General features: G+C 37.0%; 15 protein-coding genes. 8 read left to right on the plus strand and 7 right to left on the minus strand.

All coding sequences use genetic code 11. The features are described 5' to 3' along the window. The first annotated feature begins 167 nt into the window (after positions 1-167). Positions 168-671 (plus strand): hypothetical protein, encoded by a 504-nt coding sequence (locus CGC50_RS07245; protein WP_095910245.1) that lies wholly within the window; start codon positions 168-170, stop codon positions 669-671. A 152-nt stretch (positions 672-823) separates the two neighbouring features. Next, positions 824-3,019, plus strand: a complete 2,196-nt coding sequence (gene rnr, locus CGC50_RS07250; protein ID WP_095910246.1) for a ribonuclease R — start codon at positions 824-826, stop codon at positions 3,017-3,019. Between the two features lie 73 nt (positions 3,020-3,092). On the opposite strand, the gene CGC50_RS07255 is transcribed toward rnr, so the two are convergent. Together CGC50_RS07255 and CGC50_RS07260 are read right to left on the minus strand one after the other, a co-directional pair. Then, the gene (locus CGC50_RS07255) at positions 3,093-3,557 is read right to left on the minus strand and encodes a hypothetical protein (protein ID WP_095910247.1); all 465 of its coding nucleotides are present in this window, start codon (positions 3,555-3,557) and stop codon (positions 3,093-3,095) included. A 98-nt stretch (positions 3,558-3,655) separates the two neighbouring features. Next, the gene (locus tag CGC50_RS07260; protein WP_095910248.1) at positions 3,656-4,432 is read right to left on the minus strand and encodes a GIN domain-containing protein; all 777 of its coding nucleotides are present in this window, start codon (positions 4,430-4,432) and stop codon (positions 3,656-3,658) included. A gap of 196 nt (positions 4,433-4,628) precedes the next feature. Here CGC50_RS07260 and CGC50_RS07265 point away from each other — a divergent pair, with 196 nt between their 5' ends. The 6 genes from CGC50_RS07265 to CGC50_RS07290 all read left to right on the plus strand — a co-directional run bounded on the left by CGC50_RS07265 (position 4,629) and on the right by CGC50_RS07290 (position 12,968). Beyond that, positions 4,629-6,836 (plus strand): TonB-dependent receptor, encoded by a 2,208-nt coding sequence (locus CGC50_RS07265; protein WP_095910249.1) that lies wholly within the window; start codon positions 4,629-4,631, stop codon positions 6,834-6,836. Positions 6,837-6,843: 7 nt separating this feature from the next. Then, positions 6,844-9,162 (plus strand): glycoside hydrolase family 3 protein, encoded by a 2,319-nt coding sequence (locus tag CGC50_RS07270; protein ID WP_095910250.1) that lies wholly within the window; start codon positions 6,844-6,846, stop codon positions 9,160-9,162. A gap of 92 nt (positions 9,163-9,254) precedes the next feature. Continuing rightward, on the plus strand, positions 9,255-9,926 hold the full coding sequence (gene tsaB, locus CGC50_RS07275) for a tRNA (adenosine(37)-N6)-threonylcarbamoyltransferase complex dimerization subunit type 1 TsaB (protein WP_095910251.1): 672 nt from the start codon (positions 9,255-9,257) through the stop codon (positions 9,924-9,926). 438 nt (positions 9,927-10,364) lie between these two features. Continuing rightward, on the plus strand, positions 10,365-10,949 hold the full coding sequence (locus CGC50_RS07280) for a DNA-3-methyladenine glycosylase I (protein ID WP_095910252.1): 585 nt from the start codon (positions 10,365-10,367) through the stop codon (positions 10,947-10,949). 557 nt (positions 10,950-11,506) lie between these two features. Beyond that, positions 11,507-12,319 (plus strand): class I SAM-dependent methyltransferase, encoded by an 813-nt coding sequence (locus tag CGC50_RS07285; RefSeq protein WP_095910253.1) that lies wholly within the window; start codon positions 11,507-11,509, stop codon positions 12,317-12,319. A 142-nt stretch (positions 12,320-12,461) separates the two neighbouring features. Continuing rightward, a complete protein-coding gene (locus CGC50_RS07290; protein ID WP_002666661.1) occupies positions 12,462-12,968 on the plus strand; it encodes an OmpH family outer membrane protein in 507 nt (168 codons plus the stop codon). 79 nt (positions 12,969-13,047) lie between these two features. On the opposite strand, the gene CGC50_RS07295 is transcribed toward CGC50_RS07290, so the two are convergent. Genes CGC50_RS07295 through CGC50_RS07315 form a run of 5 tightly spaced genes read right to left on the minus strand, consistent with a single transcriptional unit; the run spans position 13,048 to position 16,318 of the window. Beyond that, positions 13,048-13,716, minus strand: coding sequence for a LysE family translocator (locus tag CGC50_RS07295; RefSeq protein WP_095910254.1), 669 nt, complete (start codon positions 13,714-13,716; stop codon positions 13,048-13,050). A 54-nt stretch (positions 13,717-13,770) separates the two neighbouring features. After that, positions 13,771-14,466: a hypothetical protein gene (locus CGC50_RS07300; RefSeq protein ID WP_095910255.1), complete on the minus strand. Its 696-nt coding sequence runs from the start codon at positions 14,464-14,466 to the stop codon at positions 13,771-13,773. A 2-nt stretch (positions 14,467-14,468) separates the two neighbouring features. Beyond that, positions 14,469-14,969 (minus strand): STM3941 family protein, encoded by a 501-nt coding sequence (locus tag CGC50_RS07305; protein ID WP_095910256.1) that lies wholly within the window; start codon positions 14,967-14,969, stop codon positions 14,469-14,471. 21 nt (positions 14,970-14,990) lie between these two features. Then, a complete protein-coding gene (locus tag CGC50_RS07310) occupies positions 14,991-15,683 on the minus strand; it encodes a hypothetical protein (RefSeq protein ID WP_095910257.1) in 693 nt (230 codons plus the stop codon). 2 nt (positions 15,684-15,685) lie between these two features. After that, entirely contained in the window at positions 15,686-16,318 is a 633-nt protein-coding gene (locus CGC50_RS07315; RefSeq protein ID WP_394363697.1) for a hypothetical protein, read from the minus strand. Positions 16,319-16,353: the final 35 nt, after the last annotated feature.

Raw genomic sequence — 16,353 nt, forward strand, 5'->3', positions numbered from 1 at the left:
ATCTAAATTCACCCCGTATCATCATCATCATTTTTTTTATTTAAAAAAAGATTTTATTTTTATGTATATTGTGTTTGTGGAAAAATCGAAAAAAAAATTTTTATTTTTAAATTCTTTGTACCTTTGCGCCATAATAGAAAGAGGAGTAATTTGAAAAATATGATCAAATGAAAATTTCAAATAGAAAAATAATTATAGCCCTATGTACATTGATTCCATTTGTATTCTTATCGTGTGCAAAAATGTATCATAGAGATTTATATAAGGGGTTTATCAATGAAAAATCGTTTGTATTAGGAGAATCTACCATTAAAGATATTCAAAAAAGATTCGATGCTTACAAAGATTTGGAAATTTTCCCCAATAATGATAGCCTTTATACTACTAAGGTTGAAGAAAAAGACGGTTTTATAAAGATATTATCTCAAAAAAGATTTCTATTTAAGGATAGTTTACTTCAGAAAGTTGAATTGGTGGTAAGTACAAGTTGTTGTTGGAATAATGATTTCAAAGAAAATGATTTTGCAGAGAAAAAAGATGAAATTTTTAGAGCATATGACGAGTATATTTCTACCATAAAATCAAAAAATTCTAAATCAAAATGCTTTAATTTTCAAAGTATTGATACGACAATGTTTCATAAAACCACCTTATTTAAGTGGGAAAAATAAAATCAGAAAAAATCCATCGACTATATTGTAAATCAAAGTAAGGTACGCAGTGGGGGTGCTATTGAAAAAAAACAAATCAGAAATAGAAGAAATTATAAAACCATAAAAGGACTTAAATAAATATTCAAAATATAACACTCAAAATAACTTATATGAGTAGGAAAAAAATTAAGCAAAAAAAGAAAAAGAACAAGGATTTTAGCAGAGATATTCTGGTGATCCTTCAGAAAAATAGCAATAAGAGTTTTACTTGGAAACAGATCGCTGAGAAGCTCAAGGCGACCTCTACCGAGATGCGTAATGATATCATTGCTTCCTTGACAAAGCTTGTAAAACAGTCTCATATTCAGGAAACTACACAAGGAAACTACCAAGCACAGGAATCTACTTATTACCACAAAGGGGTGGTCGATATGGCTTCTAATGGCAATGCTTATGTGGTTTGTGAGGATTTGGAACAAGATGTATTTGTTCCTAACAACTTGCTTAACAAGGCTCTACATGGTGATGTAGTGGAAGTATACGTATTCCCACGGCGTCGAGAGAAACTCGAAGGGGAAATCACCCAGATCATAGAGCGTAAGCGTACTACCTTTGTAGGGGTGGTACAGATGCAGAAGAATTTTGCTTTTGTAGTGCCTACCGATAGGAGAATGTATACAGATATTTTTGTACCTAAGACTGATTGTAATGGAGCTGAAGATGGGGATAAGGTCTTGGTACGTATTACTCAGTGGACATCGCGTGCCAATTCTCCCTATGGGGTGATAGAGAAGATTCTTGGCAAGCCTGGGGAACATGATACGGAGATACATGCTATCTTGGCCGAATATGGACTTCCTCATGAGTTTCCTAAGGAAGTAGAAGAATATGCACAAGGCTTGGATACTTCTATCAAGGAGGAAGAGATTGCCAAGCGTAGAGATATGCGCGAAGTGCTTACTTTTACCATTGACCCACGTGATGCTAAGGATTTTGACGATGCACTTTCCTTCCAAGTACTTGAGAATGGAAACTTTGAGATAGGGGTACACATAGCCGATGTCTCTCACTATGTACAGCCCAATACGATTTTGGACGACGAGGCTTACCAGCGTGCCACTTCGGTATATTTAGTGGATAGGGTAGTGCCTATGCTTCCTGAGGTGCTATCTAACTTTGCTTGCTCACTGCGCCCTGAAGAAGAGAAATACACCTTCTCGGCAATCTTCGAACTCTCTCCGAAGGCAGAAATTCGCAATACTTGGCTGGGTCGTACAGTGATTCGCTCCGATGCACGCTTTGCCTATGAGGAGGCACAGGCGGTGATTGAGGCTTTGGGTACCCCTCATACAGAACCGACGGATTTTGTGATGCCTCAGGAGATTTCCATTCGTCCTGAAGGGAGCTATACTGTTTCTAAAGAGATAGTAGAGGCTATTCTTTCGCTGAATGCCTTGGCTGAAATTCTCCGTGAGAAGCGCATGAGAGCAGGAGCTATTTCGTTTGATAAGGTGGAGGTGAAATTCCTTTTAGATGAAAATAATAATCCTTTGGGAGTATATACTAAGGAGAGTAAGGAAGCTAATAAGCTTATAGAGGAGTTTATGCTATTGGCCAATCGCAAGGTAGCCGAGTATGCCTCTAAGCTCCAAAAAACATTCGTATACCGTATTCACGATGTCCCCGATGAGGAAAAACTCCTACAGATGCAGGGGATCATCTCTCGCTTTGGTTACCGCCTGAACCTCAAGGATAAGAAGAATATTTCCCACTCTATCAATCACTTGTTAGAAGAAGTACACGGCAAGAAGGAACAGAATTTGGTAGATACTTTGGCGATCCGCTCTATGAGTAAGGCAGCGTATTCTACTCATAATATTGGGCATTATGGTTTGGCTTTTGACGATTATACTCACTTTACTTCTCCTATTCGCCGCTATCCGGATGTGATGGTACATCGCTTGCTGCAGCGATATTTAGATAAAGAAGCCTCGGCAAATGAGGCTGAGTACGAAGAGAAATGTAAACATTCGTCTCAGATGGAGAACTTGGCTACTTCTGCCGAGAGGGATTCTATCAAATATATGCAGATCAAGTATATGGAGGATCACAAGGATCAGGAGTTCTTAGGAGTGATTTCAGGAGTGACCGAGTTTGGTATCTATGTGGAAATTATAGAAAATAAGTGTGAGGGGATGATACGTGCTCGTGATATCAAAGACGATTACTATGTATTCGACGAGAAAGCCTATGCACTGATAGGGGAGGTGAGTAAGAAGCGCTATACCTTGGGCGATGAGGTATGGATACGTGTAAAGAATACAGACCTTATCAAGCGGCACTTGGATTTTGAGTTAGTAAAATAATTTTCCATTTTTGAGAAATCAAAAGAGGCTGTCCGAAAAGGATAGCCTCTTTTTGAATACTTTACAGTTATTTTTATTCTATAGTAATAGTGTATTTAGGATCAATATTGGTGCGCTCATCAAAGACGAAATCTATATAGCCTGCATCATCTTTTTTCCCACTAAGTTCTTGCTTAACGCGTCCTACCTCTTGCATTTGTTTGTCAAATGCTTTTACAGTTACAGTGCCTTTAAAATCTTCTTCAAAGATGAAATATATTGAGATTTTGTTATCATTCCCAGACAAGGTTTCTATTTTGTGTCCTCCAAGCTTAATTCCTTTTTTGCTAAGGTCTTCTGAGAGTTTTATAAAAGAATTTCCTGCCTTATCCAATCCTTCACCTACACCATCGGCAAATCCTCTGGTACTTCCTCCGATGATTTCTCCTGCTTTGGTAGCTGTCTTATTAGCTACTTCTTCAGTAGTATTGGCAATAGTACTTCCCAGATTACACGCTGAAAGAATAAGTACACTTACTGCTAAAATAACTTTTTTCATAATAGTTCTTTTAAATTGGTGCAAATATACAAAAATAATTGATTTATCAATAGCTTTTGGTATTTTTTTTTCTGAATTAGACACTGACAAACCCTTTGTTACTGCTTTACTACTTTTGAGATTCCCGATGCGGTAACTTCATTGACAGCATTTCCTTTGTACTGGACGGTAAGGATACCACTGATGCTACCTTTGAGTGTGTCCTCTACCCATAGGCGCATAGTTCCTATGCCATTTACTTCTTTGAAGAATACATTTTCTACTCTTACGTTTTCAAAATTCAAATTACCATCGCATCCTTCTATTTCTAAGTTTCCAACCTTTCCACTGAAAGCAATCTCTTTGACCCATCGGCTGTACAAAGTACAGTTTTTGGACTGTAGGGAAACGGAACCTTTTCTTGCCAATCCTATTTTCAGCTGTAGGTCATCTACACGGAGGGGGAGGTTTAGGTTACTGACATACTCCATCTCGATAGCCGCCTTTTTAAGTTTGAGTTCTTTCTCACAACTTATATTACCAGCCATTTTAAAGTGTATTTTTTGGACTTCTTCAGACACTGGTAGGCTTATGTTTATTTTTCCTGTAGTAAGGAAAACAACCCCGCCTTCTGTTTCTATATTCAGCTTGAGAGTATCTTTCTCTACCCTTGCTTTGATGATAGGGTGTATAGCATCATCAGCCTCTATCTGGATCTGGCGATCTCGGCTATTTCTTAGGGTGATATCGAAATGACTTTCGTCTATAAAAATATTCTTATAGCGATCCACTTCTACGGTTTTTACGCTTCTTTTTCCAGAAGGTTCATACACAGTTTGCCCATACATAGTTATTCCAACAAGGAATGCTATGAGGAAAAATAATTTTCTTTTCATAAATAATATTTTTAAATAATCTGGACAAAGATACGAAAAATATTGATATCTGGCTTATTTTCCACTATTGATTTTATTTATTGAATTATTCAGACATATTATTTCTTTCTATAATAAAAAAAAAATAATTTTTTTCATTTTATTTAGAAAAAATGTCGTACATTCGTACCGATATAAATCATAATTTTGAAAAAATATGGAACGTAATTATTTTTTACTCTTATCCGTACTATTAGGAGTTTCTATGTTTGCGCAGGAGAAAGATTCTCTTGGGATGAAAAAAAAGTTACCTGATACAGAAGAAAATAGAAATGTTATGCTCAATGCATCGTCCAATTCTGGTCCTCGTGAGGTGAATATAGGGCTTCCTTCTTCGGTAGGTGGAATAACTGTTTTAGAAAATGATCTTCCTGTAGTGTATCATTTTTGGCCTGAGCTTCCTATGCGGACTTGGCGTCCCTCACAGAGTTTAGATATGAAAGGGCTTATTTCGGTTAGTGAATCCACTCTCACTATTGCTGACTTTGGTTATGCGGTGAATTCCTATACTAAGACTGGGGGAGAGAAGACCCAGCTGGTAGGAACCCTCAAAGCTAATCACCACGGCTACTATTTAGGTGATGTAAACCTTAACGGTCGCTTTGGACAAAGTAATTGGTATTATGCTTTAGGCACCTTAGTCACTGGAGACCCAGGAGAGGCTAAACATAAGGGCAGTAGACTTATTGATGATACTCAGATATTCAGAGGCGTATTGACCTACCGATTTGGTGAGAAAGATGAAATTAACTTAGCTTATAAGTATTCTCGCTCTAAGATGATAGGACATTACGCCCCTTTTGTATATCATACTAATGGAGTAGTAAAGGAGTATGATGGCATAGGTATAGGTACAGATTCTTATATGATTAGTGATGGTTACCTGAACTTCAAGAATGTACTTACAGGAGAGCCTTATAGAGCGGATTTTACAGGAAGTGATTCTAAACTTTGGTCAAGTTCTCATACATTTGACCTTTTTGGTAAGCATGATTTGGGTAATGACTGGTTACTAAGACACTCTACTCGCTTTCATGTAGCTAAGTCTTCGGCCTTATTACCTTTGTTGATAGGAGCAGAGAAGCGAGGTAATAATTCTTATACTTACTTAGATGGTACACCTTATACGGGTGAATATGTACAACGTATGCTTGCTATTCTTTCTCCACAGACTCCCACTACTACTCTGATGACACGCTTGTGGGCAGAGAAGAAAACAGAAAGACACAATTGGCGATTGGGTATGTTAGGACAATACTACAATGTAGATGCCTATCACCAAGATCGCTCTTTTCTTTTTCATTCTGTAGAGAAACAACCTCGTATTTTACGAAAAAGTAGCGCTACTGATCCTTTCTTTAATTACAATATTGGAGGAGAATATCATAACGGATATGAAACAAAAGTTACCGCTTATGTCTCTGATAGTTGGAATGTAGCCCATTGGCTTGATTTCTCCTATGGAGCTAATTTCCAATACCAGAAGCTCGAAGGGGATTATAGTCTTCAGCCACGTGGAGCCAATGTAGTGCTGAACCAACCTTTTACTACCTTCAATCATGATTGGTATCACTTCAATGGAGACCTAAGGGCGGTAGTTAAGCTCAATGACCAATTTGGTTTTTTGGCTAATTTTACTTATCAAGAAAAGCATGGCTATTTGGAAGATTATTCAGGAGCTTATACTCCTGACTTTGCTAAGACTAAAACTCCTTTCTTAGCAGCAGGAATCTATTATAATAATAAGTGGTTGAGCTTGGTATCCCAAGTATCCACTCTTACACGTAATAACTATAAGACACGCTTGAGTATTTCTGATCCAGTAACCCGACGTCCGGAAGTGGTTTCTGCTCATTATGACATTCAGACAAAGGGATGGACTACCGACATGTTACTAAAACCTTTTCCTAATTTCCAATTGCATTACCTTCTCACTCTACAGAATCCAGAATATAGTAATTACAGCTGGGTGAATCCTTTCAATACTGCTGAGACTATTAGCTATAATGGTAATGTAGTGACAGGAATTTCTAAAGTGCTGATGGAAATAGATCCTTCTTATACCATCAAAAAGTTCCGTTTTGGTCTTAACCTACGTTACTTTAGCAAACAATATGTGAGTCTTACTAATCAATTTTTCATAGAACCTCGTTGGGAATCTTTCTTTTCTTCTTCTTATGAGATTAACAAATATCTGAATTTTGGTTTCAATGTAGTGAATATTTTCAATCAAACAGGTGCTTCTACTAGTATTGCGGATTCTGAGTTTCCCTATGCCAATATCAATGATGCAGATGGTCGCTTAGTGACAGGTTCTTATATACGTCCGCTTACTTTTGAGTTCCAATTGAATTTTAAATTTTAGTCATTTTATGAAAGCAAAAAATATTCTTTTACCCTTAAGTTTTTTGGTGGGACTAAGCACCCTCGCGCAAGAAGCTGATATCAAGTACGTAACTAACAAAAAAGGAGCTACCTTGGGTTATAGTACTACCTCAGGAGTGAAGATACTTACCATAGGAGGTAAGAGCTTCAAAGACCTGAACAAAAACGGAAAGTTAGACAAGTATGAGGACTGGCGCTTACCTGTAGATGAGCGTGCCAAAGACCTTGCCAAACAAATGAGCATAGAGGAAATAGCAGGACTTATGCTCTACAGTAACCACCAAGCCTTGCCTGCCCCTCCTGATGGTTATCGCAAGAGTAGCTATGGAGGTAAGCCCTTTGCCGAGAGTGGTGCCAAACCCTCCGACCTTACCGACCAACAGAAAACCTTTTTGGATCGTGACCATGTACGCCACGTATTGATTACTACGGTTTCCTCTCCTAAGGATGCAGCTATTTGGAGTAATAACCTACAACGTACTAGTGAGAGCCTACCACTAGGTATTCCAGTAAATATCTCTTCCGACCCACGCCATACCACCTTGGTAACTGCAGAATACAATGCAGGAGCAGGAGGAAATATCTCCCTTTGGCCTGATGGATTGGCCATGTCCGCCACCTTTGATCCTTCTATCGTACAGAAGTTTGGTGAAATCGCTGCCAAGGAATACCGTGCTATGGGGATTACCACAGCTCTTTCCCCTCAGATAGACTTGGGTACAGAACCTCGCTGGAATCGTATGGTCTTCACTTTTGGAGAATCTCCAGAACTGACTACTGATATGGCACGTGCCTATGTAGATGGTTTCCAAACCTCGACAGGGAAGGCTGAAATCAAGGACGGATGGGGTTACGAGAGTGTCAATGCTATGAGCAAGCACTTCCCAGGTGGAGGCGCTGGAGAGGGCGGTCGTGATGCGCACTTCGCCTATGGTAAATATGCTGTATACCCAGGTAAAAATTTCGAGATGCACCAAAAACCCTTCGTAGAAGGTGCCTTTAAGCTTCATGGAAAGACCAAATCCGCTTCTGCGGTGATGCCTTACTACACTATTTCCTACAACCAAGATACCAAAAACCATGAAAATGTGGGTAATGGTTTTAGCAAATATATAGTAACTGACCTATTGCGCAACAAGTATGGCTTCGATGGGGTAGTATGTACTGACTGGCTCATCATTGCCAAGGAACCAAGCACACCAGGGGGATTTGCTGGTAAGCCTTGGGGGGTAGAAGACTTAGACTTGCCACAGCTCCACTACAAGGCTTTGGAAGCAGGGGTAGACCAATTCGGAGGTAACAATATGGTGGCTCCTGTGGTAGAAGCCTATAAGATAGGGGTAAAAGAGCATGGAGAGGACTATATGCGTAAGCGCTTGGAACAATCAGCGGTACGCCTATTGCACAACATCTTCCGCTTGGGTCTGTTTGAAAATCCTTACCTTAACCCTGAGGAATCAGCTAAGATAGTGGGTAATCCTCAGTTCATGAAAGCAGGTTACGATGCTCAACTCAAGTCTATTATCATGCTCAAGAACAAAGGGCAAGTATTGCCTATTGACAAGAAGAAAACCGTCTATATCCCTAAAGTGTATAACGAACCTCAACGTAACTGGTGGGGGGTATATACCGAAGGAAACATTGCTTATCCAGTAAATATAGAGAACGTGAAAAAGTATTTCAATGTAACGGATGACCCCAATAAGGCTGACCTTGCCATTGTATTTGTTAAGAGTCCTACCCAAAACCACCCAGGATACAATGACGAACTCTTCAAGGCAGGAGAAAATGGATATATTCCTATTTCTCTACAATACAATACTTACACTGCTGAATATGCTCGTGAGCACAGTATCGCTGCTGGTGACAAAGTGATTGCTCCACAAGTAACCGACCGTTCTTACAAGGGGAAAACAGCCAATGCATCCAATATCACTGACCTATACGATATCTTGGAGACCAAAGAAAAGATGAAAGGCAAACCAGTGATTGTATCCATTACCGCTTCTCGTCCTATGGTATTCCACGAGTTTGAACCTATGGTAGAGGGTATACTGCTTAACTTTGGTACTTCCGAACAAGCACTTTTGGAAATCCTCTCTGGGAAAGTAGAACCTTCTGGCTTGCTTCCTACTCAGATGCCTGCCAATATGAAGACGGTAGAACAGCAGTTCGAAGATGTACCTTTCGATATGCAGTGTCATAAAGATACCGAAGGCAATGTATATGACTTTGGCTTCGGTCTTAACTGGAAAGGTGTTATCAAGGATGCACGTACTGTCAAATATATAAAACATAGAAAATAGTTTTCACTTTTAAATTTTGTAAAAATACAGCAAGTTATTTTTTGGCTTGCTGTATTTTTTGTACTTTTGTCAGCCGAAAAGAAATATATTATATGCCGACTATTTTATCTATAGAGACTTCGGGTAAGAATTGTTCTATAGCATTATTTACTGATCATCATTTAGTACAACTAATAGAGGAGCGTACAGAACAATTTTCTCATTCAGAACATTTACATGTATTCATAGAACACATACTCGAGGAAACACACACTCAGCCTAAAGATATTCAGGCTGTAGCTATCAGTATGGGGCCGGGTTCTTATACAGGATTGCGTATAGGTACAGCTACTGCTAAGGGACTCTGCTATGGTTGGGGTATCCCTCTCATAGCCTTGCCTACCTTGCGTATCTTGGCCGAGCAGGTAACCTATGAATTTGCAGATATTGAATATATTATTCCCATGATAGATGCTCGCAGGATGGAGGTTTTTACTGCTGTATATAGTCGTGATTTTTCTCCTATACTGGAGGAACGTTCAGAAATTCTTACAGAAAGTACATTTGACACCTACCTTAACAAAGGAAAAACCATTTTTTTAGGAGATGGAATCACTAAGTTCCAAGCTATTTGTAAGCATGAGAATGCTTATTTTTGGGAGAATAAATTCCCTTCTGCTAAACAAATGGGTCGCTTAGCCTTAGAGAAATATCAAGCGCAAGCCTTCGAAGATATAGCTTATTTTGAACCTTTTTATCTCAAGGAGTTTTACTTTAATAAATAATAGATTGTTTCACGTGGAACTTTTATAAAGTAAAATATAAAAGTGTTCCACGTGAAACAAATTTTACAATTGATCATTAGAGAATAAATATACTATATGAATCAATAGTCTTAGCCAGTGTCAAGGTGGGGACGCAATAAGTTGTATCTTGTGATTATGTCTTATAATTGTAATTATGATTACATCATTAAAGAATTACTTACTGGGTTTGTAGAAAAATTATTGCTATCATAGAATAGTAAAATATATTTACCTAATAATCTATGAAAACATACAATAGTTCAATTTTCATAGCCATAAAAATTTGATTATTGATTTTAAAGCGTGATTTTTTATTATTTCTAATTATGATGAATATTTATATTTAAAATAAAAAATAATTAAAATTTGATAGGTTTGTAGAAGTGATTTTTTTAATTTGTTTTTTAAAATACTTATATGTCAGAGAAAATACGTTGTGCTTGGTGCAAGGATGATTCACTCTATATAGCTTATCATGATATGGAGTGGGGGAGACTTATCACTAAGGATACCCTTCTTTTTGAGTTTCTCATATTAGAGAGTTTTCAGGCAGGACTGAGTTGGATTACTATTTTGAGAAAGCGTGAGGCTTTTCGTGAGGCTTTTGATAATTTTCTAATAGAGCAGATTGCTAATTATTCTCAAGAGAAGATAAGCGCACTTCTTACGAATGAGAAGATAGTACGCAATCGCTTAAAGATACAAGCGGCGGTAACCAACGCACAGGCATTTATAAGAATACAAAAGGAATTTGGAAGTTTTGTTAGCTATCTTAATACATTTATTCCTACTCCTATTGATAATCATCCTGAGTCACTTTCGGATATTCCTACTCACTCTTTCCTTTCAGATAGCTTGAGTAAAGACTTGAAAAAGCGTGGGTTTAAGTTTGTCGGAACTACTATTATCTATTCTTTTCTACAAGCTACAGGGTATATCAATGATCACGTTAGTAATTGTTGGGTAAGAAAAAAATTAAATGTTCCACGTGAAACAAATTAAAAAAGGAATAGAAGGTAAAGATAATAGTGGATACTATGCTAATGAGAGAGTCTTTGGTGTGTCATGATAGGGATACAATTTATTGTGTCTTATAGTTAATCATATTTTTAGATTGCGAATAGATGGAACAGGAGATTATTTTTTTAGCAGCGAATTGCATCATATATTTCGCTTGTTCGTGGACTTTGCCTCTATACCTGCTCAGGGTAATTTTTCGTAAACCATTTCTGTTTGACTATAATTGTTATGATTATGAATCTTGTTACTTTTTGCATAGGATTAATGCTAAAAATTGGCGCTAAAAACATAAAAAATTATTTAAACATATAAATTTTAAACGATTTGTATAGTGAATGAATATTTATATTAAAAGAAAAAGAAAATAGAAATTTGACACGTTTCTGAAAGTGAAATTTTTAACAAATGTAGAAATTTTGGTGTAAAAAATGATTTGGATATAAAAATATTTTTCACTTTTCATTTTTCACTTTTTACTTTATTCAAGGTTTCACGTGGAACAAAAACTTAAAACTTAAAATTCAAAACTCAAAACTTTAATGAATATAATAGACTATAGTGTAAGTAAGGAAGAATTTTTCTTGGAGTATGACCCAGTGTATAAGCTCTATCGTACAACCCCTGTGCCGCAAGAGCTGGGAAGGTATTACCAAAGTGATGCCTATATATCCCATACTGATGGGAAAAAGGGTCTTTTCGAAAAGCTTTACCAATGGGTAAAAACCTATACGCTACAGCAGAAAATAAAACTCATAGAGCACTATGTACCCCAAGGGAAACTCTTGGATATAGGTGCAGGTACAGGCGATTTCCTAAGAGTGGCAGCACAGCGAGGATGGAGTGTAAGCGGGGTAGAACCTGAAAAAAAAGCCCGCGAAAGGGCAGAGGAGAAGGGAATCTTTCTGAAGGAAGATAAAACCCATATCACGGATACCTATCAAGTAATTACCCTTTGGCATGTGCTGGAACATGTTCCTAACCTACAAGAGCAGATTGCTTTTCTCAAAGACCATTTGACCAAGGGAGGATTGCTTGTAATTGCCGTGCCTAACTATAGAAGTAGGGATGCCCAACACTATGGGAAATACTGGGCTGCCTATGATGTACCCCGACACTTATGGCACTTCTCCCAAGAGAGTATTCGCTTGCTTTTCACTGAAAAAGGTTTCCAACTCATAGGAGTCAAGCCCATGCCTTTTGATGCTTTCTATGTGAGCTTACTTTCCGAAAAGTACAAAACAGGGAGTATGAACTTCCTTAAGGGAGGTTATCAGGGACTCCTATCGAACCTCTCTGCACTGAAAACAGGAGAATATTCGTCCCTTATTTACCTGTTAAAATTGCATGAATAAAATAAGATAATAGGGTACTTATCCTACTTTTTATAAGGGTAAACGTTAAATATTCATTCTGTTCCTATTTGTTTTGTTAAAAATGAAGATAATTGATATTTTCTTTCGTACTTTTGTGCCTACATTTTGAAAAAGTATAGTTATGAATAAAATTATCTTAGGTGTAGCACTAATGTTAAGTCTTGCTTCTTGTCAGCAAGGACAGAAAATTGCTTTTGTAGATAATAGCAAGCTCTTGGATGATTATCAAGAAAAAAAGGACTTAGAGGCGCTTCTCAAGGGAAAAATTGACAAATACCAACACAAGCGTGATAGTATTTCTCAGGCTTTCCAAGTGAAGGCTCAGGCTTTCGAAGCACAAGCAAAAACCTTGGCTCCTGCTGTAGCTCAGCAAAAGTATAGCGAACTGGCTCACGAAAGTCAGCTATTGCAACAACAACTCATGGCTGAAGAACAAGCAATCCAAGAGGAAAGCCGTACCAAAATGGATACACTACTGAAGAAAGTAAAGAACTTCATCAAAGAATATGGAAAGCAACATAGCTATGACTTTATTCTTGGTGCTAATGACGGAGGTAGTGTACACTATGGAAAAGCTGATAAAGATATTACAGCCGATATAGTAAAGGCTCTGAACGAGAAAAAGTAAAAAATTGTTACTTGTTTGTTTAAATTTTAATTGATTATTGATGAAAAGTGTTTCTTCTGTACAAGGAGAGACACTTTTTCTATAGGAAAGCCTCTTTTACTGCTGCTAAAGCATTGGGGAAAACTCCATTGAGTAGTAGAAAAATTCCAAAAATAACTAAGAAGATATGGATACCCTGCTTTATTTTATGGATATTGGTAGGAGTGAGCTTGTGGCGAAGCCGCTTAGCGATGAGTATTTTTACAATATCTGTGAGCAAATAGGTCAGTAGTATAGTGCCTAAAAAGACCAGTACTTTTGTTGTGGTAGTACCTGCACTCGAGGAGAAAGTAGCAATGGTAGCTACCCAATAGAAAAAAACCCCTACATTGATGATATTCAAGAAAAATCCTTTGTAGAAAAAAGTAAAATAATTTCCTTCCTTGATCTCCACTATACGTGTCTGTGGAGGGTGTAGGCGATAGTCCTTGTGCTCTTTGAAAAAAGAAAATAACCCATATATGATGATGAGAATCCCTCCATATACGAATAGGTTAGGGTTATTCTTTATATAATCCGAGAGCTTACTTGTACCCCAATAGGCCAAGAGAATAAAAAAAATATCCCCAGAAATAGCTCCAAAATCAAAGGCTAAAGCCGAACGAATCCCCTTGGTAATACTCGTCTCTATCAGGATAAAAAATACAGGGCCTATGGTAAAAGCAAGCATAACTCCTAAGGATATGGCTACAAAAATACTCTCTATCATCTTTTGGTATAAAGGGCAAATGTACTAAAAAAATAGCAATTACAAAAGAACTTTTTATTCTATATCCACTGTGGGGTTATATTTTTGAACAATATCTCTCAGATAAGGATAGACTATTTCAGTCATGGTGGTGATAAACCATCGGGAAGATTTTATCAAAATAGTTCTATTTCCTCTTCTAGAGCTCCAAAAACGAATTTTTTTTATTTGCTTAGGGTCGAGTTCGCGAAGTGTAAAGAAAGTAAAAAAATATACCTTTTCTTTGCATAGTATGAAAAAAGGAAAATATTTCCTGATCCAGAGCAAGTCCTTTTGTACTTTTAGTAGATAGGCGAAATCTTCCTTGCTCATTTCTTCTAATAACAAGTGTTGGGCTTTGGCATGTCGTTTTACTACATAGCTCAGCAGGTAGTATATCATAAGGAAGAGAGAAAGAGGAATCATCAGTAAAGTGAGCTGCTCAGGGACACTAAAATTGACTCCTTCCTTGGAGATTGCTACAAAGAATATAACAAAAGGTAGGACAATGAAAACGCTTAGGAATATTCCCAGTCCTATACAAATGTATCGCTTGTATTTCTCTACTTTTTCCATATAGGTGCTGCGCTCCCTCTCCAAAGCATGATAGGGAATGTAGTGGGCTACACGCTCTTCAAAAGCATTCTTGCGAACAATCACAAAGTACAACAAAACTCCCATAGACAAATAGGGGAGGGAAGAGACTATCAGAATAAGAATATCAGGGTTCATGGTTATCTGTATTTTTGAAAGTATTCATGAATGAGTTTCTCTAATTCCTCAAAAGAGATTTCGAGTTCGCTATCGTTTAGATAAATACCTGTGAAGTCTTTGCTCATACCCTTGAGCTGATTTACATATTTTTCAGGGTGTTTGAGTTTGATATGGATGTGTTGTCCATAATAATTTACTTTTCCTATAGAAGCTATTTCACTCCAAGGGATTTCACCTACCCTTTTACCCAGAGGAGTTGCATTGCTTTTGAGGTAGTCGGGGGTGAGGATAACACCTTCGTTCTTTTTGTTCGAGCGCCATAATTCTTGTATGTGTTTATAAAAAAGATAAGTTCCCGCTATAAAAAGGACTATAAAAAGCATTAGATAGAATAAGTTTATGCTATCAGCTGATAGGATAAAGAAAATAATAGCAGCAATACCAAGCATTACAAGGATATATAAGCCTAGGAGTTTGACCATTTTCTTTTTGCTAAATGGGATAATGATAGTGTTATTCATTTTTTTGTATTTAGTTAATAATTAAAATTCCTGATTTGTATATTGTTGAATAATTTGCAAGAAATGAGGGAGTACTTTTTTAGGTAGGGTAAATATTATTTTTTCAGGAGCTTTGAATTCTATAAAAATACCATTTCTACGATAGCTCCAATCTAGATCGGTTATTTGGGTAGGGTCAATTTCTTTGATAGCAAAGAAAATAAAAATGTATAACTTATCGTTGCAAAGCACAAATGGCGGATTATATTTGCTTGTGAACGACAAACTATCTTTAACCTTGAGAAGGAGCTCAAAATCATCATCGCTCATTTGTTCTAAAAGCATATGCTGGGCTTTTTCGTTGCGCTTTATTACATAGAAGAGAAGGTAATGCAGTAACAAAATAGGTACATAGACAGATAGTAAGGTCATTTTTGTATCATCATAGATTGATAATATATTGAGTATTCCTGTTTTCTCATATTCTTCTTTGAGCAATATTGCTATAAAAACATATAGAGGGAGGTATAAAATCACTAAGAGTATGATATTTGCGTACTTGCTATATTTGCGTACTTGCTGCCTATAGGCTTCCCGCTTTTGTGAGAGGTGGCGAGTAGGGCTAAAGAGAGCTAAGCGCTCTTCAAAAGCATTTTTGCGCACTACTGTAAAGTACAAAAAGACGAGGGTGAAAAGAAATAAAGGAGCAAAACAGATAATATAAAGTGAGTCCATACTTATTTATTTTTTTGGTCTGTTAATAAATTGAGTTTTGTATATTGTTCTACAATTTGCAAAAAGATATCCAATGCACTTTTAGATATACTAAAGGCGGTAACTTTAGCTTTAGGGTCTTTAATACGTACTATAAACCTATGTCTATTACTATACCATTTTACTGAGGTGATTTGAGTAGGGTCAATTTCTTTAATTGTATGGAAAAGAAAAATATATAAGTGATTGTTACACAACACAAATGGTGGGTCATATTTGTAAGGAAAAGATAAATTGTCTCTTAATTTGAGGAGCAGTTCGAAATCGGTATCACTCATTTGTTCTAAAAGCATGCGTTTGGCTTTTCTACTGCGTTTCTGCATATAAAAAATGATATAATAGCACACGAAAAGAGGCAGCAAAGTGGCTAATATTAACATCAAGTTCTCATCAGAAAATGAGGTATTAGCTTCGCTTATTTCTTGATAGTTTTCTTTGAACAATACATAGACTAAAATGAAGAAAGGCAGTAAAAACAGGGCGAACATTATATGATTATATTTACTAACCTTCTGCATATAGGCTTCACGTTTTTGTGGTAGCTGGCGGTAAGGATAAAAAATAGCAAGGCGTTTTTCAAAATCATTTTTGCGCATTACTACAAAGTAGAAAAGCGCAAAGAGAAAAAGAA

Origin of the sequence: Capnocytophaga gingivalis, from assembly GCF_002302415.1 — a bacterium.
GTDB lineage: Bacteria > Bacteroidota > Bacteroidia > Flavobacteriales > Flavobacteriaceae > Capnocytophaga > Capnocytophaga gingivalis.